Source organism: Candidatus Woesearchaeota archaeon (assembly GCA_016928155.1).
Classification (GTDB): Archaea; Nanobdellota; Nanobdellia; order Woesearchaeales; family JAFGLG01; genus JAFGLG01.
Map to the genome: position 1 here is coordinate 52,141 of JAFGLG010000017.1, position 21,337 is coordinate 73,477.

Genomic DNA, 21,337 nt, shown 5'->3' on the forward strand with positions numbered 1-21,337 from the left:
GCATGACCAGATGGTATGGACAAGGATTTCCATGATAGGATTAAGATGTTCCGATACTCAGACTAGTGATTGACTTGGATTTCTAATTAGATATTGTTGCAACCAGTAGTCTTTCATTTTTGTTTTTATCAATTCCTTCGCTTCATTTTGTTTACTCGGATCAAGCTGCCATATGTTGATTGTTCTCTGCTGGTTATTGACAGAAGTTAATGCTGTTGTTCCAAGTTCAGTTCCGACCTTCTTGGCCACTGCTTGCCAGCATGCATCATCACACCATGACTCTCCTGACACCGGAATGTCTGAGTATGTTCTTTTCCACTCAGTCCCTTCTCTATGATACCATCTTGTTGGAGCCCCCTGTCCTCGCTCAAATTCTCCAAACCTCAGATCATCTCTGTGTTCATATTCATCTGCTTTTTCAGTCAAATCTGAACGTAATACAGCCGGACCTTCAAGAGTTGTAGTATCTGAATTAGATGCTGGTTGCACATCAGACGCAAAGGGTGGCAAATCACTTAATAAAGGATTTTGCAGATATTGCCGTCCAGAAATAGGGTCGAATAGTGTGGGTTGGTAGAACGGTTTGTTGCTGAATAAATTTCTTGCATCAAATCTTACTCCATCATCCACTTGTTCATCCGCTTGTTTAGTAGCCTCATGAATTTTATTTGCAGCTTCATCTGTTGCTCCAGATAGATCCTTTGTTGTTATGGTCTTTAGTTTATGGTCTTGTCCTACTACTCCTTGCTTTTGTTTGCCCCAAAAAGATTCTGCAATCTTTATTTCCTCACCGATGAATATCAGGTTTTTTCCGCTAAGTGTACTGTCACTTGCAAGCTCTATGCATCTTCCTTCAATATGCGGGTTCATCTCCATCAAATCCTGGACAGTACGTCCATAAAGGTCAGCGATCTTCTGCAATGTATCTCCCTTTTTTACCTCAACATACCCCCTTTCAAAGGCATCGTCAGTATCATCACCAGTCTGCTGTGGAACTACCGCTTCAATATGATCCGAACCCACAAGGGCATTGGATGTTTGTTGTGCCTGAGGTTGAAGGATAAGTGGTACTGTTGTATCTTGGTTGTGGGCTGTGTCATCCAAAATTTTGACAGATGGTGCATTTTTCTCAGTAACTATTACAACTTTTGGAGTTTCAACCGTGGTTGTAGAATCGCCTTGATTTGTTGGATTAGCCACAGGTATTTCTCGTGTAACAGATGAATCTGATATTGGATTCTTTAATTCTGAAACTTTGCCTATATCATTTTGGGTATGTATACACTTACCATAATTGATATTATATGTAACACTATAATCAAAAAAAATTTGGGGCCCTTGTATACTAAATTTGGATTGTGGGGTTTGTGTTTCATCATAATTAATAAAAATATCAGATTCGATATTTGGAGAATCACCAACTTTTATCCGTAGAGGCCTACGGTTATCATCACCTGCAAGTAAATCACTTCTTGACAAAGTGATCAAGTTATAAGGGACACCATTTTCAACATAATTGACCATACTAGTATCACTAACAGAGGGGAATATTATTTGTTCAACTTTATTATCCTGAAATGAGAGCTCATGTTCGGAATAAACGTTATAATGACCATCTTTATAGGGAAAATTGGATCTTTGACCACTTATACTATTAGGTTTCCCATCATGAAAAGCTAATCTTGCCATTCCAAGTGTGATAATGCCTGTATCACCATACTCGCACTTAACATTTAAATTTGGATCATCACTTCCTACAGAAATACGATTAATAGCAACATAATCGTCGTGAAGGTTGATCCTAAAAGGGCCCACAAATTCCTCGCTCTGGGTTGTAGGTAGGGGCCAAGATGTATCTGAAGTTGTATCTTTGGAAATGGCAATATCAAAGTCTTTATAATGTAAAATACCTGATTTTATAGATGAAACATAATAACTATTTTCTTTTCTACTAAATCTTACAGCTTCCCCGCTATGGACAGTATAAGTCAAATCTCCCAATGTAATAACTCTACCTGAGCTTTCCAAATTCTTCAAACTAGAAATAATTACAGATTTAGAGGGGTCTACACTTATGGTGCTGCCGACAAGATCGCCTGAAACTTTGACACCATCAATACTTAATTCTTCATTATTATATTCCACTGAAACCTCCTTCACACCAGAATAAGAAAAAAGAACATCTTTATCATTATAGGTAATTTTTTCTGATCCACCAGTATTCGAAAATTGGACATTTGAGATAACTAAGATGCTATTTTTATTAGTTATGCGAAACTTATTATTTCCAATAGCTGAGACTGACTCTGCTTTCACTTTATTCAGATCAAGCGTGTTCTTCCCGTTTGTCACAACCCCATTTTGGACTGTGACTGAGCTCGCTCCATCAAGTTTCAGGGGCATCCCATTGTATTTTGCATTTGTTTTCAGTACTACTTGATTGTTTCCGAAACTACTGAGTTCTGGTTCCCCGCCAGTCACTGTAAAGACATTATCAGCAAATGTTCCGCTTAATCCTTTGCATACATCAGATGAAGCCCTGGTTTCACATTCTGTTTGAAAAACCTGCTCCTCGTCTGTTTCCTCAACAGGTGGATCTTGAGCAACCACTCCAGCTACCAAGAGCAAAAGGACCAGCAGTATTATCTTCTTCATCTTGTCACCGTGAATTTTATCATTTTCCAGTTTGTTGCATTGAGTTCATCAACAACTGACAGGTTCACATCATACACACCTGTGACAGTTGGCGTGAAATTGATGAATCCTGAGTATCTTCCCACTGGCAGTGCTGGATTGTCTGAAAAGAACTCGAAAGAGTCATAGTCTGCGTCAAAGCTTTCTATCTCATAGTAGAACGTCTCATTCACCTTTGCTTCCATGTCCTCGATGGGTAATGTGGGCGGGTTGTTCATTGGGCTTGTCTTTGTCGAAAACAGGAACATGTAAGGCACCCCTCCGTCACTCAGTAGGCTCTTGTCCTGCACTACATATGTCACGATTGTCCCGTATGACAGCGTGTCTATCTGGAGGTCATGCTTTGCAGACATTTCTAATATTGTAGAGGTGGGGGTGTATCTTGGATCCTTTATGACCTCAAGGACTATTTCCTTCGCTGCATCTATTATGTTTAGCATCCTGGCTTGTTGAACATATTCGAATTCCTCATAGCTCTTCACAGCATCCCCTTTCTTTATTTCAAGAGGATATCTTATCTTGAATATGATGTTCTTAATCCCGACTTCAACATCGGCTGTGACATTTGGCTCATTGAATGAGTATCCCATCATCTTGTAGTTCCTGAAGCCCTGCAGGCAATAAGGGAATGCCTCTTCGATTGCCTCTGATAGTTCGCGCTCAAGGTCTGTCTTATTCACCAGTCCGACATATCCCTCAAAATAGAAATAGGGTATATCTGAATATATTGATTTGAAATGCAGCGGGGGCAGGGTATAATATCCTCCTTTAAGCCCCATAGAGAAGAATTGCGTCTCAGCAACATCCTCGACGCATTTCTGTGTGAGCATCCTTATCTGCTCGAAGTCTGTCACCCTTGCCTGCTCCACTGTCATCTCAATCTCTCCCTTGTGTCTCAGGGCTGTCATGTAGATGACCAGGCTCACTATCATCAGGATTACTATGCCGAGAACTATGAATACTGTGACCTGGCCTCTTTTCATCAGATATGCTAATCAGAAATGTATTTATAAATTTTATGTAATATCATATATTAATAGCCATCATTTTGCCCAGCAGACTCCATATGACATATATTTCGTTATATTTAAATATAGGTTTACTGATGAAAACCTCAAACAGGGGGTGTTGAAATGTCAACTTTATGGATTGTGCTTATCATTGCTGCAGTGATCATCCTTTATGTGATCTATGTCTTCAACAGCATGATAACTCTGAAGAACCGTGTCCAGAATTCTTGGGGCCAGATCGATGTGCAATTGAAGAGAAGATATGACCTGATCCCGAACTTGGTCGAGACTGTCAAGGGCTATGCCAAGCATGAGAAAGAGACTCTTGACATGGTCACAAAGGCCAGGGCAGGATTGATGAAAGGTGGCATGCAGGAAAGAGCAAAGGCCTCTGACATGATAACTAATGCCTTGAAGTCCTTGTTCGCTGTCGCTGAGTCTTATCCTGACCTGAAGGCCAATCAGAACTTCCTGATGCTTCAGGAGGAATTAGCAGGCACTGAGTCCAAGATCGCTTATGCCAGGCAGTTCTATAATGATATGGTGATGAAGTTCAACACAAAGCTTGAGAAGTTCCCTACGAACATGGTCGGCAAGATGCTCAACTTCGCATCCAAGGAATATTTCAAGACAGAGGGTGTTGAGCGGGAAGCTGTCAAGGTCAAGTTTTGATTAAGGAATCAAGATGTATGAGGCAATTTCAGCCAACAAGAGGAACTCAGTCATCCTGATAATCCTCTTCATTCTTTTTATTTCTGCTCTTGGTTATTTCTTCGGGATATATATCGGCGATATATACATCGGCGTCTTCATCGCTGCCTTCATCTCCATAATCTATGCAGTGATAATGTATTTCACAGGCGACAGGATGATCCTTACCCTGTCAAGGGCAAAGCCTGTGACAAAGCAGGAATATCCTCATCTCTTCCACACAGTGGAAGGTCTTGCAATTGCTGCAGGCATCCCGACCCCCAAGCTCTACATCATCGATGATACTGCAATCAATGCCTTTGCGACTGGCCGGAGCCCTGAGCATGCTGCCATTACAGTCACAAAAGGATGCATAGACAAGCTCAACAGGACTGAGCTTGAAGGGGTCATTGCTCATGAGATGTCCCATATCAAGAATTATGATATCAGGATCATGATGCTTACTGTCATCATGGTCGGCATTGCCTTGCTCCTCTCAGATTTCATCCTGCGCTCTTTCCTGTGGGGCGGTGGCAGGAAACGCGAGTCCGGAGGTTCTGCTGGTGCTATCCTTATCGTGCTTGGCCTTGTGCTTGCACTCCTCACACCATTGATTGCTGAGCTCATGAAGCTTGCCATATCAAGAAAGAGAGAATATTTGGCAGATGCTGACGGCGCTTTATTGACAAGATACCCGCCAGGCCTGGCCGATGCCCTGAAGAAGATCAGGGATGACAATGAGCCATTGGTGGAAGCTGCAAATAAGGCGACAGCCCATCTTTTCATCGAGAATCCTCTGAAGAAAAAGAAAGGTAAAGTGAAATCTTTGTTCTCCACTCATCCTGACATCAATGACAGGATAAAGAGATTGGAAGCGATGTAAGTTATTCAATTACCTCTGTGACTACTCCAGCCCCTACTGTCCTGCCACCTTCTCTTATTGCGAATTGACCCACTGCATTGCCCTGCTCGTCTACCAGAATCACTTCTTCAGTCTCCTCGGCAAATGTTCCACTATAGTGAGGCAGACTATTGCAACTATAGCGATGATTGACACGAAGGTTATGAAAAGATTATCATTAATTTTGAACACCCGATTTATAATCAAATTTAGTTTCGATATTAGTAATTGGCTTCTTTGCCGTCAACCCAGCCAGATTCTCTTCCTCAACACCAGCTTCTCTGGGATATGTAAGCTCTAGCTTGTCCACGATTATGTATATCCCGATGCTGTCCGGAAGGTTGTCTGAAAGATGCTGGTGCGCAACAACCATCAGCTCTGGAGAGACTGCTGCATGATAGAATGTGACTTTTATCTTGCCATTGCTAACTGATGAGACGACTGATGGATTGCTGACTCCTGCTTTGCTTAGCGCAGCCAGTCCTGTCTCTTTCATCATCTGCTCTGTTTCATAGAGGCCGCCTGCAGTTGCCTGCCCTGATAGGTCTGCACCGATGATTGGCGCCCTGACTTTCTGGACAATCATGACAAGTGCCACAATGCTTACTATGACAAGTATTGCTAGCATTGCTCCTTTTTGGGAAGTATCATTCTTTTTTTCCATATGACCACCTTTTTATGAACATCTGTCGCTTTATGTTTTAAATGTTTTACTATGGACAATTTATTTATTTTCTATATAAACAATAATTAACAAATATATATAAATTATCACTATTAAGTGACAAAAATAAGAAAGGTTTATATACTCAGACATCTTAAGATAGGATACGAAAAGCAACAGAAAAGGAGGTCAGAAAATGCTACAGAACCTGAGAAATTCCTGCACGAGCAGAAGAAGAAAGAGATGAACAAGGATGTCTTCATCAAGAGCACTGTTCTGACCAGTCAAGGCATTAATCTTGAGCAGTCAAGAGCCCACTGAAAATGAAGAAAGACAAGAATCCAGAGATGAAGCTGACAGTGATCATATCCTCATCTTACACTCCAAGATATGAAAAGATCTCAAAAGAGTATATACATGATTATATTATATAACCATAACAATTTAATATTTACTCTGTTCTCAAGAATACATGAAGTATATAAGATGGTTCAGGGATCTGGGAAAAAGCGACATCCCGACAGTTGGCGGAAAAGGCGCTAACCTCGGTGAGATGTTCAATGTTGGCCTGCCGATACCTGATGGTTTCTGCGTGACAGCCCAGGCTTATGAAGAATTCATCCAGAAGAACAATCTCGCTCCTGAGATGACATCGATTCTCAGTTCCTTGGATGTCGAGGATACTGAGAAGCTTCAGCAGGCTTCGGCTAAGATAGAGAAGCTCATTCTCTCAAAGCAAATTCCGGATGATATGAAAGATGATATCATCAGGTCTTACAGAAACCTTGGAGGATTTGTCGCTGTAAGAAGCAGCGCAACTGCAGAAGACCTGCCGACTGCTTCTTTTGCAGGCCAGCAGGCCACTTTCCTAAATATAAAGGGCAATGAAGAAGTCATCAAAGCTGTCAGGGAGTGCTGGGCATCTCTGTTCACTGCAAGAGCGATTTATTATAGGGACAAGAACAATTTTGACCACATGAAAGTCCTTATCTCAGTCGTCATCCAGAAGATGGTCAACTCAGACAAGGCTGGCGTGATGTTCTCAGTCAATCCGGTCACTAATGATGACAGAGAGATCATCATCGAAGGCAGCTATGGATTGGGTGAGGCTGTTGTCTCTGGCTCTGTCAATCCTGACTCTTATATTATTAACAAGTCCAGCGGCAAGGTCACGAGCGAGAACATAGCATCTAAGACTTGGGGTTATTTCAAGGATCAGAATGGAGCAACAATAAAGAAAGATATCCCTGAATTTGATCAAGAAAAAAGGCTATTGTCAGATTCTGAGCTCAAGCAGCTGCTCGATTATGCCCTTCTTGTCGAGAAGCATTATGATTTCCCGCAGGACATGGAGTGGGCCATCGAAGGTGATAAGGTATTCCTCACCCAGGCAAGGCCTGTCACGACCTTCAAGCCCAAGAAAGACCAGCCGAAGATAGACAACCCGCAGAAGAAGCCAAGGCTGGATCTGTAGTCAGATTTCTTTTGAGAAACATTTAAATAACTTAAGCAGTAATTTATTACTATGAATAATCCTGATTTGCAGGAAGTTATTAGGAATAGTCCGGTGGTTATACACCCTGGACGTTATGCTTATTTACAGGGTAAAGAAACCACTATCAAAGAACATTTCTTAATCTGTAAAGATGATGATGAAATCACCATAGTGACAGAAGAGGCTAACATTGGTGGAACTGACTATGTTAAGGATGTAAAATGGTTCAAACTTTTTGAATTCAAAGTATCAATCCCCTTTCTAGCACCTGGATTTCTTGCAAAAATATCTTCTGCAGTTGCAGAAAATAATATCAATATATTGTTCGTATCAACTTTCTCTAAAGATTATGCCCTCTTTAAAGAGGAGGATTATAAAAACGCCATGACAATACTGCAAAAGGTTGGATTTTCATTCATTGAATAGGTATTCACTTCAGCATATGATCGGCTTCTTCCTTGTCCAGGTCAAAATAATCAGCAAATGATGTTAAGAATTCTTTGTCTTTTCTCTTTGACCTCATCATGCTGCGGACAAATGGATATATCTCCTGCAGCGCATCCTTTGTGCCTGTATGGCACTTTTCGCCGATCTTGCCTGATATGGCTTTCTTCTTGAGGTTCTTCTGTTTTGCTATCCATAACTTGAGTATCCTCTGTGTCGGCCCGTAGCTGACTTGGTCTTTGTATTTCTCTTGCTTGCTCACAGCAACTCCTGAACTCAGGAATGAATTGATATACACAAGGAACCTCCAGTGCTGCCATCTTCTTATCCTCCCCCTGAAAACATCTGCCTGGCTGACGAAATCATATGCTGCTGCGAGGTCATCAGCCCTGGTGTATTCTTTTGGCAGGTTCTCATCGACCCAGAAGAATATCTTGTCCAGATCCTCATCAAGATTGTCAAATGCGTGGTTTGTCACTTTGAGGTCCTTGCTCTTGAACACTTTTACAAGTGCATTGTTGATCGTCTCTACCTTCTCTCTCTGCGAGAGCGTGTCAACCTCATCCATGCCTATCTTTCCATGCATCTGGTACAATGTCTGCAGGTCATTTATTGCTGCCCTTGCATCCCCGCCAGCACGTCGCGCCAATGATTTAAGTGCATGGTCATCATAAGCTACTTTCTCTTCTTTCGCTATCCTCTCGAGTATCAGGGATATCTCTTTATACCCCAGGTCAGCGAACTCGACAAGCATGCATTTCTTCCTGAGTGTGCTGAATTTCTGGTCCCAGATGTTGTTCGCAGACAATATCATCGGGAATTTTGTCTCGGCTATCAGGTCAGTTATAGCACTCAGCCCGCCCCTGTCCTCCCTGCCTGCAACGCCGTCGACTTCATCCACGAATATTATCTTCCCTGAGCTGAACAGGCTCATCTGCTTTACAGCATTGCCCAGCACGCTCTCTATCTGGTCTTTGTTCCTGAAGTCTGATGCATTGACCTCTATTAACTCAAGATCCATCTCAGATGCAAGTGCATATACCGAGCTCGTCTTCCCGCATCCTGTCGGTCCGTGGATGAGGACTGCCTTCTTCTGTTTCCTGTGGATCTTCACGAATTCCCCGAGTGTCTTGATGGCTCCCTCTTGCCCGATGACATCCTTGGGCTTCCTTGGTTCATATTTCTTGATCCATGGTGTTGTGCTTTTCATTGCTTAATCCATTTCCAGCTTGGTTTATTAATTTGACGCGAATATGGCCAGTGCATTCAAAAGATTTAAAAAAGCCCCATATTTCACAATTCATTCATGGCAACAGCCAAGATCACTGAAAAACGCTGGGATAAGTCATTTGAGAAGCCTGTTTATGCCAGGTGGAAGGCTGATAAGCTGTTTGCCTTCAATAAGGATGCAATAAAGCCATTCTATAGCATTGACACCCCTCCGCCTTATGTGAACACTCCGATCCATATCGGGCATGCTGTCACTTATGTGCTGATGGATATGTTTGCCAGGTATCGCAGGATGACTGGCCACGAAGTGCTTTTCCCGCTTGGTCTGGACCGCAATGGACTGCCGATTGAGATGGCAGCAGAACGCAGGTTCGGCAAGAAGCTCAGTGAGGTTTCAAGGGCAGAGTTTGTGAAGATGTGCAATCAGGTCCTGGAGGAGTCCTCTGCTGAATCGACTGATTCTTTCCTGAAGCTGGGCATCTCTTTCAATTCCTGGGAGCTTGGCAGTGGCATAGGCGATATGTATTACACTGACTCTGATGAGTACAGGACCCTGACTCAGGAGACTTTCATCGATCTCTGGAACAAGGGCCTGATCTATGAGGATGAGCGTACCAATAATTACTGCCCAGGCTGCCAGACAACTATCGCTGACTCTGAGATTGATTATATGGACATCCCTTCTCTGTTCAATGATGTCATCTTCAAGATTGAGGAGACAGGTGAAGAGATCATCATCGGCACCACAAGGCCCGAGCTCATCTGCAGCTGTGCGATGGTCGTCTTCCATCCTGATGATGCGAGGTATCACCATCTTGAAGGCAAGCACGCGATCACCCCGGTTTTCAATAAGAAAGTCCCTATCAGGGCACATCCGAGCGCAAGCATGGAGAAGGGCACGGGATTGGTCATGATGTGCTCTTTCGGTGATTATACTGACATAAGGTTCTTCAGGGATATGAACCTCGAACCTATCATATCGATAAATATCGACGGCAAGATGAATGAGAACGCCGGCCAGTACAATGGCCTTGCTGTCAGGGAGGCCAGGGAGAAGATTATTGAGGATCTCAGGTCCGCAGGCTTGCTTGTGAAGCAGAAGGAGATAACGCACCGCACGCCTGTTTGCGAGAGGAGCAAGGATGAGATAGAGTTCATCAGCATGAAGGAATACTATCTCAAGCAGCTTGATTTCCTCGATGACATGAAGAGGGTGAGCAATGGGCTGAATTTCTTTGCGCCTAAGTCAAAGCAGATCCTTGATGCCTGGATTGATTCTGTCAAGATTGACTGGCCCATCTCAAGGAGGAGGGTTTATGCGACTGAGATCCCGCTCTGGTACTGCAAGTCCTGCAATGCGAAGATGGTTCCTGAGAAAGGCAGGTATTACAGGCCATGGAAAGACAAGGCGCCTTTTGGCAGGTGCAGGTGCGGTTCATCTGAATTTGTTCCTGAGATGAGGGTCTTTGACACCTGGTTTGACTCGTCGATAACCCCCTTGTATATCCTCGGTTATGGCCGTGATCCCGAGTTCTTCCAGAGAGCCAAGCCTTGCACATTGAGGCCCCAGGGCAAAGAGATAATCAGGACCTGGCTGTACTATACCCTGCTCAAGTGCTATCACCTTACTGGTGAAAAGATATTCAGGGATGCGTGGATAAATTATCATATAGTGGATGAGAAGGGCACAAAGATGTCCAAGTCATTGGGCAATGTCATCGACCCGCATGATATCCTGGAGAAATTCGGGGCAGAGCCCTTCAGGCTTTGGTGCGCTGTCGAGGGGAATCTTGATAACTCTGACCTGCGCTGCTCTTATGAGAGGATCGATGGTGCTGGCAAGACCCTTACCAAGCTCTGGAATGTCACTAGGTTCATATCCATGTTCGAATATGACAAGACTTCAGAATACAAGCTTACAGAGCTCGACAAGTGGATCATTTCAGAGGTCAATGAGCTCATCGATCTCTGCAGGAAGAGCTATGAGGTATATGATTTCCATAATCCGGGTATCCAGCTGAAGCATTTCATCTGGGATACTCTTGCAAGCCATTATCTCGAGATGGCAAAGAAGCGCGCATATAATGATGGAGGTATCTTCTCGAAAGAGGAGCAGAACGGAGCATTGTACACTCTTGACTATTGCACAAAAACACTGCTTAGGCTCCTCTCGCCGATCACGCCTTTCATCACTGAGAAGCTTTATTCCAGCTTGTTCGAAGGCGAGATCCACCATATGCCTTTCCCTGAGGTGGAGCATGATGTCTCATCCCAGGTCACAAATCAGGATATCATCGATATAAACAGCGCTGTGTGGAAGGCAAAGGAGGAGCACAGCATCTCCTTGAAGAACCCCATAAAGATGGTCACTTTGACAGAAAAATACAGGCCTGTCGAGAAAGAGCTTATCATCACCCATAACATAGAGAAGGTGGAGTATGGTGATGAGATTAAGGTCATCGCAGAATAATAATAATAATAATCCGCCTTTATTTTTATTTCCTTTTCGCTCTCTTCTTTGCCAAGTTCTCTTGAAGGAAAAATTTCAAAGAATATATCAGGGTTTATCCAGATCCGCAGCGCGGATCTGGTTGTAATCCTTTGAAATTTTTATGTGAGTCAAGCAAGGCAGAGGATGCTCAGAATAAGATATGCATGATTATTGTCTTTTAAGTCTGTCAAGCGCCTCGAATGCCTTGAATCCGATGTTCCTGACATCAACTGGCACTGAAGGATCGTTCAATTCTTCTTTTGTGAACCATCTGAAATCATTGACTTCATCATCCTTCTTCTTGATTTCATTCTTGAGAGCTCTGCACAGATAGAATGAACAGCTGTGAGCATGGTCCCCCACACTGTGGACATTGCAGTAGAATGGCAGTGCAAGCTGTGATATTATGTTGCCAGCAGGATCGACATCATTCCTGTTGAGGATCTCTATATCAAGATTGACTTCCTCTTTGAACTCACGTATGAGGGTGTCATCAGGCGTTTCATCCTTGTCTATATGGCCTCCTGGAGGCAGCCACATGTCAAGTTTCTTGTGGTGTATGAGAAGCAGTTTATTGTCATGTATCAGATGGCCGCAGACAACTAGATCCAGCCTCAGGCCCTTTTCCATCTGAACCCGTCCTTGGAATCCTCGACTATATAGCCTTTCTCCTTGATCATGTCTCTTATCCTGTCTGCCTCTGCCCAGTCCTTTGCTGCTCGCGCAGCTTTTCTTTTTTCTATCATCTCAGCAAGATCCGGGGGCATCTCTTCATCTTCGAAGGTCATCACGCCGAGCACCTTGTCTGTCTGCTGCATGAATTTAATGACCGAAGCCGCATCTTCATGTGATATCCTCTTTTCCTGGATGGAGATGTTGATCTTCCTGACAAATTCGAACAATACAGCGAGTCCCTCTGATATGTTGAGGTCATCATCCATCTTCTCATTGAATCCTGTTCGTGCAGCTTCGATATCTTTGCTGATCTCAGGATTTTCTTCCCCTTCTTTCACATCTTTCAGGTTCCTTATGAATTCATTCAGCCTGTTGACTGTGCTCTTGGCTGCTTCGATGCCGTCCAGCGTGAAGTTGAGCTGCACCCTGTAATGTGTCGACAGGAGCAGGTACCTTATCGCCATCGCAGGATATCCTTTTTGGAGAAGATCCCGCAGCGTATAGAAATTGCCGAGTGATTTTGACATCTTCTTGCCGTCGACAAGTATCCATTCGTTGTGCACCCAGTAGTTGACGAATTTCTCTCCGGAATATGCCTCTGCCTGTGCGATCTCGTTCTCGTGATGCGGGAACACGAGGTCTATTCCGCCGCAATGGATATCGAAGTGGTTGCCCAGATACTTTGTAGACATCACGCTGCACTCTATGTGCCATCCAGGCCGTCCCTTACCCAGTTCCGTCTCCCAGTACACATCCCCATCAGATGGATCATATGATTTCCAGAGCGCAAAATCGCGCGCGCTTTCCTTTGTGTATTCGTCCTGTTTCACTCTGGCTCCTGCTTGCAGCTCATCCGCTCTTATTTTTGAGAGCTTCCCATAGTCTGGGAATTTGGCCACAGAATAGTATATTGATCCGTCCTCTCCTTTGTACGCGACCCCGTCCGCCATCAGTTTCTTGACAGCATTCACCATCTCAGGTATGTGCTCTGTGGCTTTCGGGAATGCATGGGCCCTTTCGATATTAAGCATATCGATATCCTCGAAGAACGCCCTGGAATATCTTTCGGTGAACTCTTTGAGAGAGACTCCCTCTTTCTGTGAGTCCCTGATTGTCTTGTCGTCGACATCTGTGAGGTTCATGATATGCCTGACATCATGGCCGGAATGCTCCAGATATCTGCGCAGGAGGTCAGAGCACACATATGCCCTGAAATTGCCTATGTGCGCGAAATTATAGACTGTGGGCCCGCATGTATACATGCCGACCTTGCCCTGGACAATGGGTTTGAACATGTCCTTCTCGCGTGTCAGTGTGTTGAATATTTTGAATGCCATAGCAAGGGTATAATTTGCTGATTTAAAAATCTGATGTCATGGTACGATGCATTCATGACCGATACTTGTCATCCGGGGCTTGAGCCGATTAGCCCTGATCAGGAGAGTTGTTCTGGCAGAACAAGCGCATTTCGGCAACCCAGGCTATTAAGGCAAAACTATCATCTGGCTTAAAAATTATCATTTGGCTTATGGTGCTTTGATCCATGGTAGACTATCAGGGCATCCGGGATATGGCTGGATTGCCAGATAAGAGAGTAAATATTTCTGTATGCTCAGGATTTTGTCAGTGCTCTTGATTTGACAGTGAAGTGACTAAGTGATTTAAGAGTATATTTATATCTTAAGAGTAATAACATTACGAAATCTATATATATTCCTTGAAATCCCCTGTTTAGATGAACCCGGAAAAAAGCAGATATATCTCAATAGCAGTTCAGAACCCATCATTGATCCATTTACCCATATCTGAAAGGGGTGATTCGGTTACTGAGATTGGCCTGCAATTTGTTAATCCTTCAGAAAAGCAGGTTTCGATATTCGCGGACTTAGAAGACACAGGTTTAGTGATAGATTGCGAAGATTTTCAAATAGATGACACTGAGAAGTATACTGCTGCAGTCAATGAGGTGGTAACTTTCCGCGGTGATCCTATCATCCAGGATATGAGAATCAGTATGGCTGGTGATGGGTATGAATATGTTATCGGGGGGTATTTGAGGACCCAGCGTTTATTCAGACAGAAAGACATTGAAAGATTACCCATCGGGTTTCCGTTGCATGGTGTTGATTTGGGGGATTTCATTTTAAGTTTGGATCATCATAAAGAAAAGGATGGATTAATTGAATTGGGGCATATTTTTGGGGATAGGGATAATTTGTTTGGCTTGAGTATTGGGATAAATGCTGACTTAGAAGGTAATCTTCAGAGGGAGATAACTGAAAAAGTCAGGCAAGAGGCCAAAGGATTCCTTGGAAGGAAAAAGATTGCTGAAACGACCCAAAAAAAATCCAGGATGGCTAGATTGCCGGATGATATGCCCGCAAAAGAAGTTATTATTATTGACAATCTTGTTAGGATTTGTCAAACACTGGAAAGGGGTGTTAACTCTGTGTTCACATATTTGGGAGAGCCGATTAAATCAATCGGCGAGGTGCAGGTTGCTTATATGTTTTCTCGGACCGATGATGTTATTTTTCATTATGATAAAGGTCTAAAAGGCGTGGCAAAATCATATGACATCAGGGATTATCAGGGAACAAAGCTGTATTGTTATCACCCTGATCCTGGCACAGGCCATTTCAAGATTGGCAGCTTCACAGATGTGCAGCAGAAGGCAGGATCAGGCACATCAATTGAGGATAAGCCGAAATCAGCGCAGATACTGAAGCCGCATTATGTTCAGAAAAAGCCAGATACGAGAAAAGCCGAAGATTCAGGTATTGTCACATTGGACGATGTTGTCGGGGCTGTTGAAGCAAAAAAAGAGTTGATGAGGGCATGCAATCATTTTAAGAATCCTGAAAGATATAGAGAATTTGGTATAACACCAAAAGCAGGTGTTTTGCTTCATGGCCCTTCTGGGACTGGAAAGACTTTGTTGGCCAGAGCAATGGCTAATGATGCAGAAGCGAAATTCTTGTTATGCGAATCTTATGATATATTGAGCAAATTTTCAGGAGAGTCTGAAAATAATCTGGGGAATCTGCTGAGAGAAGCGGCAAAATATGACCGGTGCATACTGATAATCGATGAATTTGATGCTCTGGGAAGGAAAAGGGAAATGAGTGACTCAAGTTCTCATGGGACAGAGGCAAGAATCGTGAATATTCTGTTGGGTTTCTTGGATGGATTTAAAAAGCAGGATAATGTATATATGATTGGTACTACCAATCGTCTTGATGTTATTGATGGAGCGATAATCCAGAGATTAGATACAATTTATGTGCCATTGCCTGACTTGGAAGCAAGGGCAGAGCTGGTCAGAAGAAGAACAGAAAGATACAGGAGTGATTTCCGGCCTGGCCTGTTTGGTGAAATTGATTACAATGCGATTGCGAAGGCGAGTGAAGGTTTGTCTGGCAGAGATCTGGTTGGTGAAAAGAGGAGTGTCTTCTCGTCTCTGCTTTACAAAGCAGAAGAGCTGTCTGTGAATCAGGGGAAAGGTTATATTCTGACAACCAAAGATTGGTTGGATGAGATAGAAAGGTCAAAACCTAAGCCGAGCGGTCCAAGAATTGGCTTTAAAAAATACTAGGCCTTTGCTAGATTTTTGATTGTTTTCTTCTAATTTCTTGATGAATTCAGGGCTTCCTGATAGCATTGCTGCTGCCACTAAAAAAGATTCAATTAAAGAATATAAAAAAAATTATGTCCTTGGGAACTCAAGCCCTCTCTGGACAAGGTTTTTCTCGAATCTCTTGATCTTGAATGCATTGATGATGTAGTCGAAAGCCTTGTCCGCATCGAACTGCCTGCATGAGAAGATGTCGAATGCGATATACCCCTTGTCAGGGTATGTGTGGATGCTTATGTGGCTCTCGGCGATCACCACGAATCCTGTGATGCCCCAGTCCTCTGGCTTGTGCTTGCCGTCGTACTTTATCACATAGGGCGGGATTATCTTTGTCATGCCGATTACAGACGGCAGGTTGTCGAGGACATCTCTTACTAGGAGATAATCGCCCAATGCCTTCTTGTCTGCATTATAACCGTCAATTGTGAGATGAGGACCATAACCCAAGCCCACCACCTTCCTCCTGAGTCCGGTGAAGCTCATTTCTGTTGATTTTTTCAAAGCCTTTGTTGCCATTCTACCCTCCAACCCTTTTTCAGGGTGTGTTTTTGATAGTATTGTTCTGGGCCAAATAATTCTGCTTTTGGTTAAAAAAGGCCAATTTTATCCCTTTATTTTGATTCAAATCAGGTTTTTTCCTTTTCATTTCAATAAAATTCAATATAAACCTTGTTAAATCAAAAAAGGGCTTATTGAGAATTAGATTTGAAGCAAAACAACTATATAAATATTTTGTTTTTGAAAGGGACAGGTTAAAGCAGAGAAAAGAAATTTTTAAGACATAATAAGTGTTTGAAAACATTCTAGAACATTTTTTGCCATTTGATTCAAAAAATAAGCCTCTTTGAAAAAATAATGTTTTTTCTGGCTTTTGTTGGCTTTAAAAAGGAAAATTTTACCTTATTTCTATTACGAATACGCAATGGTCCTTCTCATAGTCCCCTATATCTCTTATGTCGATTATCCTGGCCCACTCCCTGAGCTTCTTCTCAGTCTCCTGGAAGATGTCTCTTGGTTTCTTTGTCACATCGACAGATCTTGCCTTCAGTGCAAGTATCCCTCTTCCCCCGTTCTTAAGATAGAGCTGGCAGTTCTTCCTGAATATCTCTTCCTGGTTCTTCTGTGCGATATCCTGGAAGACCGCATCTGTCTGCGGCACAAGATGCAGGTATCTCTCTGGGTGGAATGCATCTGCCATTATCGGGATGATGTTTTTCCTTTCCTGGCACAGGAACACAAGATCCCTCATCATTCTCGGAGCGAACTCGACCCCGAAAGCCACACCATCTTTGACTATGTCTGACACATGGCTTATTGTGGTTCCTGTGCTTGCTCCCAGGTAGAGCACTTTTGCCCCTCTCATTATCCCGGTCTCCCTGATCCCGAGCATCATCGCAGCGCCGAGCTTTGATTTGAAGCAGTCCCACTCGCGGTACTCTTTGCCGCCTTCCCGCCATATCCTTTCTCCGTAGACCTGCGTGCCTGGGACCAGGTTCTCTGTATAGATCCTCCTGTTCGCTTCGAACACGCTGTCAAATCTGGTCTTTTTCATTTTATTTCTTGCTGCATCATTATTTCATTTCTTGCCGAAGTAGTCCTGTTTTGCCGCAATGGACAGCTTTGATGCGAGCTTCCTCGCTGTTTTCCCCCTTTGGTCCCGTTTTGCCTTCTGGACCTCAGGATGGCTGTAGAGCACACCGTATTTCGGCGGTTTCGCTTTTGTCTTGAGATGCCTGAACAGGGCTTTCTCTGCTCCGAGGATCTGTATTGTGCTGCTTGGCACTTCGGCAAGCTTCTTCAGGCTCTTTGCTATGCATAGCAGCTTTGCCACTATCATTGTCCCGCCTATCTTCTTCATGTGGGGGCAGTATCTCTCCTCGACATTGTCGAGGTATTCCATGTGTTTCTTCCTCAGCCTGAACAGGCCTTTTGTGTGCTCTGCCAGAGAGTATATCTCCTCAAGGTCCTCTGGCGGGAGGTCCCTGCCCATTGTGATCTCTATGGAGCGGGCCTTGAGCACGTCGTCCCTCTTCTTTCCTTTGCACCCTAATATCTCGTCGGCATATTGCTCGTGGTCCTGTATGCTCCTGTCTATCTCCGGCACATGGAGGGAGAACCACTCTCTGAGCCTCTTTGCGTGGGTGTTTATTGACTTGTCAAGCTCCTCTATGCTGCTTGTCGTCTGGATTATGAGGTTGTCGTCATTGACAGAATTGCTCACCTGCATCTTCACTGTCCTGATGGCCTTCTCCCTGTTCCCGGGATCGGCATGCACCAGGAGCATTGCCCTGCGTATCTTCTGCAGGTCATTTTCTGCGATCGCATTGTTTATGGCATACAGCAGCCTGGCAGAATTTTGCTTGCAGCTCTCTTGCTCTCTGTCTGTTATCTTGCCCTGTGCCTTCTCCAGCATCTCCTCATCAGAGAGCCCGTCCCCTATTCTCTTTGCATTCTTCATGCCCTCATCTATGAGGAATTGTGCTTCTGATGTTGTGTATATGTATCCTGCCATTGTTTTCATGGACTCCGGGCCTGTTTAAATATATTTGCTTTGGAGGTGGCTTTGTGAAAATGCTTCAAGGCAGTATCCTGAATCTCGTGTTTATCATGCCCCACTCTATGAATAGCAGCAATAAGGACAGGAATAGCAGGGGCACCTGCAGTTTTATTGGTATGTTCTGTATGTTGAATGACGCTATCTCCATGAATGCTGCTGCCAGGTCTTCTTTGCTCTCTGCCCTGAAGTATTTGCCGCCTGTCTCAGATGAGATCTTCTTCAGCAATGGCTCATCCAGCATGCTTATTATGTCTATCCCTGCGAATTTTCCTCCCTGCTCTGTGCCTATCCCTATCGTGTGTACTGCCACATTCTTCCTCCTGGCGAATTCTATGCCGGTGTCTGGGTGCGTTCCGACATTGCTCTGCCCGTCTGTGAGCAGCACTATCGCCTTGGCATTGTCTGCCCCTTCAAGGAGGTTTGCAGATGTTATTATCGCTTCTCCGAGGTCTGTGCCTCCGCTCGGGCTTATCTCCATGCCGCGTATCCCGCTGTTGACATTGTTTTTGAGGATTGTCATGTCTGACTCTATTGATGCTGTGCCTGCGAAGCTGACAAGCCCTATATCCGTGTATGCACCGATGCTGTCGACAAATATCTGCGCTGTCTCTTTGGCTGCCTCGAACCTGCTCGGGTGGAAATCGTCTGCTATCATGCTTCCTGACGCATCCAGCGCTATGACATAGGAGAAGTCGCTGACTTTGCCTTCATACCAGAGGACTGCTCCTGCTATGGAGAATATCAGGAAGAAGAGTATGGATAGCCTGAATGCGAGGAGAGTGTAGTTCTTTGTTATGACTTTCTTGCCTGTCACTCTCTCGAGCGCCTTGTAGTTCGCGAATTTCAGCGCCCTTAGCTGTGTGAATCTGAGGGTCAGGAAATGGGTGGCTATGAGCAGTGGGATGCTGAGTAGGAACCACAGGTATACGGGATGTGTGAATGTTATCTCCATCTTGCCTGCCTCTCAATGAAGAATCTCCTTATCTTCTGGTTGAACGGCTCGTGAGTCTCGAGCACGAGAAGGTCTCCCTTGGATTTTGATATCACACTCTTTACATGCGCGAGGTAGCTCTCGCTGTCTGTATGATATCTGCTCCTGACCTGGCTTGTGTCTATGAGCATCTGCTGTCCTGTGTTTATGTCTGAGACAATTATCTCTCCTTTCCCCGGAAGCTCGTAGTCTATCCTGTCGCGTATCATTATGCATATCAGGTCGAATTTCTGTGATAGGAGTTGCATTGCTTCTTCCCAGCTCTTTGACAGGCTCAGGAAGTCAGAGATGAGTATCAGCATGCTTCCCTGTGGCAGTGCTCTCATTATGAATTTTATTGGATCATCGAAATTGTTCCTGCCTCCGTATAAGTAAGGGTTTGATATATCTTTTGAGAGCAGGAACAGCTGCTGGTTCCCCCTCTTTGGCATCTTGAATGCCTTGACTGTGTCGCTGAACATGATGTATCCTACATTGTTCTGGGATTCCAGGCTTGCGAATGCTATGTTCGCTGCGACCTCTGCTGCATATTCACACTTCAGCTTCTCTGCTGTGCCTGTTATCATGCTGTCGCTCACATCTATCACGAAGAACACATTCAGGTTCCTCCCTTCCATATACTCTTTTATCAGTGTCTCGCCTGCTCTCAGGCTGGCCTTCCAGTCTATCTTTGAGGCGTCATCCGCCGGCGTGTATACCCTGTAGTCAGCGAACTCGAGGCCTATGCCTTTGAAGTAGCTCCTGAACTCGCCTTGTATCCCTCCTGCACCGCGGGTTGTCTGTTTTGTGACAATCTCAAGCTTTTTCAGCAGCGGCTTCAGGTTTATGTTGAGGCTTCTTTCAGTCATGGTATCGGCACTTTCTCCAGTATCTCATCTATCACACTGTCTGAATTTATCCCTTCGCTCTGTCCTTCATAGTTGAGCAGTATCCTGTGTCTGAGCACATCATGCGCTATGGTCTTGACATCATTGGGGGTCACATAGTTCCTGTTGTTCATCAGCGCCTCTGCCTTGGCTGCAATGAAGAGACCGATAGATGCCCTGGGAGAGCAACCCCATTCTATGTACTTGCCCATCTTCAGATGGTAATTTTTCGGGAATCTTGTTGCATCTACAAGGCTGACAAGATATTGCCTGACCTTGTCATCCATGAATATCTTGTGGACATCTGACTGCATCGCCAGGAGCTTCTCTTTTGTGAGGATTATTTTCATCTCGGGCTTCTCCAGTCCTTCCAGGGTCATGTTCTTCTCGAGTATCTCCTTTTCCTGGTTTATGTCGGGGTACATTATGTTCAGCTTGAACAGGAACCTGTCGACCTGTGCCTCCGGGAGGGGATATGTCCCGAGAGATTCTATGGGGTTCTGCGTCGCAAGTACGAAGAATGGCCTGTCGATGTTGTATGTCTCCTTTCCGATTGTTGCCTGTTTCTCCTGCATGCACTCAAGGAGTGCGGACTGGGCTTTGGGCGGTGCCCTGTTTATCTCGTCTGCGAGCACGAAGTTGCTGAAGATCGGACCCTTGACGACATAGAATCCTTTCTTCTCGTCATAAGCCGTGATTCCTGTGATGTCTGTAGGCAGCAGGTCCGCTGTGAACTGGATCCTCTTGAAGCTGCACCCTGTTACGCTAGCAAGGGTCTTGACAAGGAGTGTCTTGGCTATCCCGGGCACTCCCTCAAGAAGTACGTTCCCGCTGGCGATCAGCGCCCTGAAAAGGCTGTTCACGACATGATCCTGGCCCACCACTGCTTTTGATATCTCCTCTCTTGCTTTCTGCAGGTCTTCATTGTATAACTGGCATTTCCCGTTGAACTCTGATTTCTTCTCCCCAGTATTTATTGTCTTGGCTTTTTGCAT

General features: G+C 44.4%; 19 protein-coding genes and 1 pseudogene. 7 read left to right on the top strand and 13 right to left on the bottom strand.

Translation table 11 applies throughout. The features are described from left to right. Nucleotides 1–57: 57 nt before the first annotated feature. Together JW968_07150 and JW968_07155 are read right to left on the bottom strand one after the other, a co-directional pair. Nucleotides 58–2,655 (bottom strand): LysM peptidoglycan-binding domain-containing protein, encoded by a 2,598-nt coding sequence (locus tag JW968_07150; protein MBN1386714.1) that lies wholly within the window; start codon nt 2,653–2,655, stop codon nt 58–60. Then, nucleotides 2,652–3,677 (bottom strand): hypothetical protein, encoded by a 1,026-nt coding sequence (locus JW968_07155; GenBank protein ID MBN1386715.1) that lies wholly within the window; start codon nt 3,675–3,677, stop codon nt 2,652–2,654. The genes JW968_07150 and JW968_07155 overlap by 4 nt, the downstream gene beginning before the upstream one ends. A gap of 150 nt (nt 3,678–3,827) precedes the next feature. Between JW968_07155 and JW968_07160 the strand changes: the two genes are divergently transcribed. After that, on the top strand, nt 3,828–4,376 hold the full coding sequence (locus tag JW968_07160; protein ID MBN1386716.1) for a LemA family protein: 549 nt from the start codon (nt 3,828–3,830) through the stop codon (nt 4,374–4,376). 13 nt (nt 4,377–4,389) lie between these two features. Further along, nucleotides 4,390–5,277 (top strand): zinc metalloprotease HtpX, encoded by an 888-nt coding sequence (gene htpX, locus JW968_07165; GenBank protein MBN1386717.1) that lies wholly within the window; start codon nt 4,390–4,392, stop codon nt 5,275–5,277. A 1-nt stretch (nt 5,278) separates the two neighbouring features. On the opposite strand, the pseudogene JW968_07170 reads toward htpX, so the two are convergent. Both JW968_07170 and JW968_07175 read right to left on the bottom strand, forming a co-directional pair. Continuing rightward, nucleotides 5,279–5,347, bottom strand: a pseudogene (locus JW968_07170) (hypothetical protein). Nucleotides 5,348–5,473: 126 nt separating this feature from the next. Then, nucleotides 5,474–5,959, bottom strand: a complete 486-nt coding sequence (locus tag JW968_07175) for a hypothetical protein (protein MBN1386718.1) — start codon at nt 5,957–5,959, stop codon at nt 5,474–5,476. 117 nt (nt 5,960–6,076) lie between these two features. Here JW968_07175 and JW968_07180 point away from each other — a divergent pair, with 117 nt between their 5' ends. The 3 genes from JW968_07180 (at nt 6,077) to JW968_07190 (ending at nt 7,880) form a co-directional block, all read left to right on the top strand. Next, nucleotides 6,077–6,280, top strand: a complete 204-nt coding sequence (locus tag JW968_07180; GenBank protein ID MBN1386719.1) for a hypothetical protein — start codon at nt 6,077–6,079, stop codon at nt 6,278–6,280. A gap of 151 nt (nt 6,281–6,431) precedes the next feature. Continuing rightward, a complete protein-coding gene (locus tag JW968_07185) occupies nt 6,432–7,433 on the top strand; it encodes a hypothetical protein (GenBank protein MBN1386720.1) in 1,002 nt (333 codons plus the stop codon). Between the two features lie 51 nt (nt 7,434–7,484). After that, nucleotides 7,485–7,880: an ACT domain-containing protein gene (locus JW968_07190; GenBank protein ID MBN1386721.1), complete on the top strand. Its 396-nt coding sequence runs from the start codon at nt 7,485–7,487 to the stop codon at nt 7,878–7,880. Between the two features lie 4 nt (nt 7,881–7,884). Here JW968_07190 and JW968_07195 read toward each other — a convergent pair whose 3' ends face one another. Continuing rightward, entirely contained in the window at nt 7,885–9,108 is a 1,224-nt protein-coding gene (locus tag JW968_07195) for a replication factor C large subunit (protein MBN1386722.1), read from the bottom strand. A 96-nt stretch (nt 9,109–9,204) separates the two neighbouring features. Here JW968_07195 and JW968_07200 point away from each other — a divergent pair, with 96 nt between their 5' ends. Next, entirely contained in the window at nt 9,205–11,598 is a 2,394-nt protein-coding gene (locus tag JW968_07200) for a valine--tRNA ligase (protein ID MBN1386723.1), read from the top strand. Between the two features lie 189 nt (nt 11,599–11,787). On the opposite strand, the gene JW968_07205 is transcribed toward JW968_07200, so the two are convergent. Together JW968_07205 and JW968_07210 are read right to left on the bottom strand one after the other, a co-directional pair. After that, nucleotides 11,788–12,249, bottom strand: a complete 462-nt coding sequence (locus tag JW968_07205; protein ID MBN1386724.1) for an NUDIX domain-containing protein — start codon at nt 12,247–12,249, stop codon at nt 11,788–11,790. Continuing rightward, nucleotides 12,234–13,631 carry a cysteine--tRNA ligase gene (locus JW968_07210; GenBank protein MBN1386725.1) on the bottom strand — a complete coding sequence of 466 codons (1,398 nt, stop codon included), beginning with the start codon at nt 13,629–13,631 and terminating at the stop codon, nt 12,234–12,236. Before JW968_07210 ends, JW968_07205 begins: the two co-directional genes overlap by 16 nt. Before the next feature lie 398 nt (nt 13,632–14,029). On the opposite strand from JW968_07210, the gene JW968_07215 reads away from it, so the two are divergent. Continuing rightward, entirely contained in the window at nt 14,030–15,889 is a 1,860-nt protein-coding gene (locus tag JW968_07215) for an ATP-binding protein (protein ID MBN1386726.1), read from the top strand. A gap of 111 nt (nt 15,890–16,000) precedes the next feature. Here the strand turns inward: JW968_07215 and speD are convergent, their stop codons facing one another. From speD to JW968_07245, 6 genes are all read right to left on the bottom strand, one after another. Then, complete coding sequence (gene speD / locus JW968_07220) at nt 16,001–16,411, bottom strand: adenosylmethionine decarboxylase (GenBank protein ID MBN1386727.1); 411 nt, start codon at nt 16,409–16,411, stop codon at nt 16,001–16,003. Nucleotides 16,412–16,823: 412 nt separating this feature from the next. Further along, nucleotides 16,824–17,480, bottom strand: coding sequence for a fibrillarin-like rRNA/tRNA 2'-O-methyltransferase (locus JW968_07225; protein MBN1386728.1), 657 nt, complete (start codon nt 17,478–17,480; stop codon nt 16,824–16,826). Between the two features lie 24 nt (nt 17,481–17,504). Then, the gene (locus tag JW968_07230) at nt 17,505–18,440 is read right to left on the bottom strand and encodes an NOP58 family protein (protein MBN1386729.1); all 936 of its coding nucleotides are present in this window, start codon (nt 18,438–18,440) and stop codon (nt 17,505–17,507) included. 64 nt (nt 18,441–18,504) lie between these two features. Next, complete coding sequence (locus tag JW968_07235; protein MBN1386730.1) at nt 18,505–19,437, bottom strand: VWA domain-containing protein; 933 nt, start codon at nt 19,435–19,437, stop codon at nt 18,505–18,507. After that, nucleotides 19,428–20,324 carry a DUF58 domain-containing protein gene (locus JW968_07240; protein MBN1386731.1) on the bottom strand — a complete coding sequence of 299 codons (897 nt, stop codon included), beginning with the start codon at nt 20,322–20,324 and terminating at the stop codon, nt 19,428–19,430. Before JW968_07240 ends, JW968_07235 begins: the two co-directional genes overlap by 10 nt. Next, on the bottom strand, nt 20,321–21,337 hold the full coding sequence (locus tag JW968_07245; GenBank protein ID MBN1386732.1) for a MoxR family ATPase: 1,017 nt from the start codon (nt 21,335–21,337) through the stop codon (nt 20,321–20,323). The genes JW968_07240 and JW968_07245 overlap by 4 nt, the downstream gene beginning before the upstream one ends.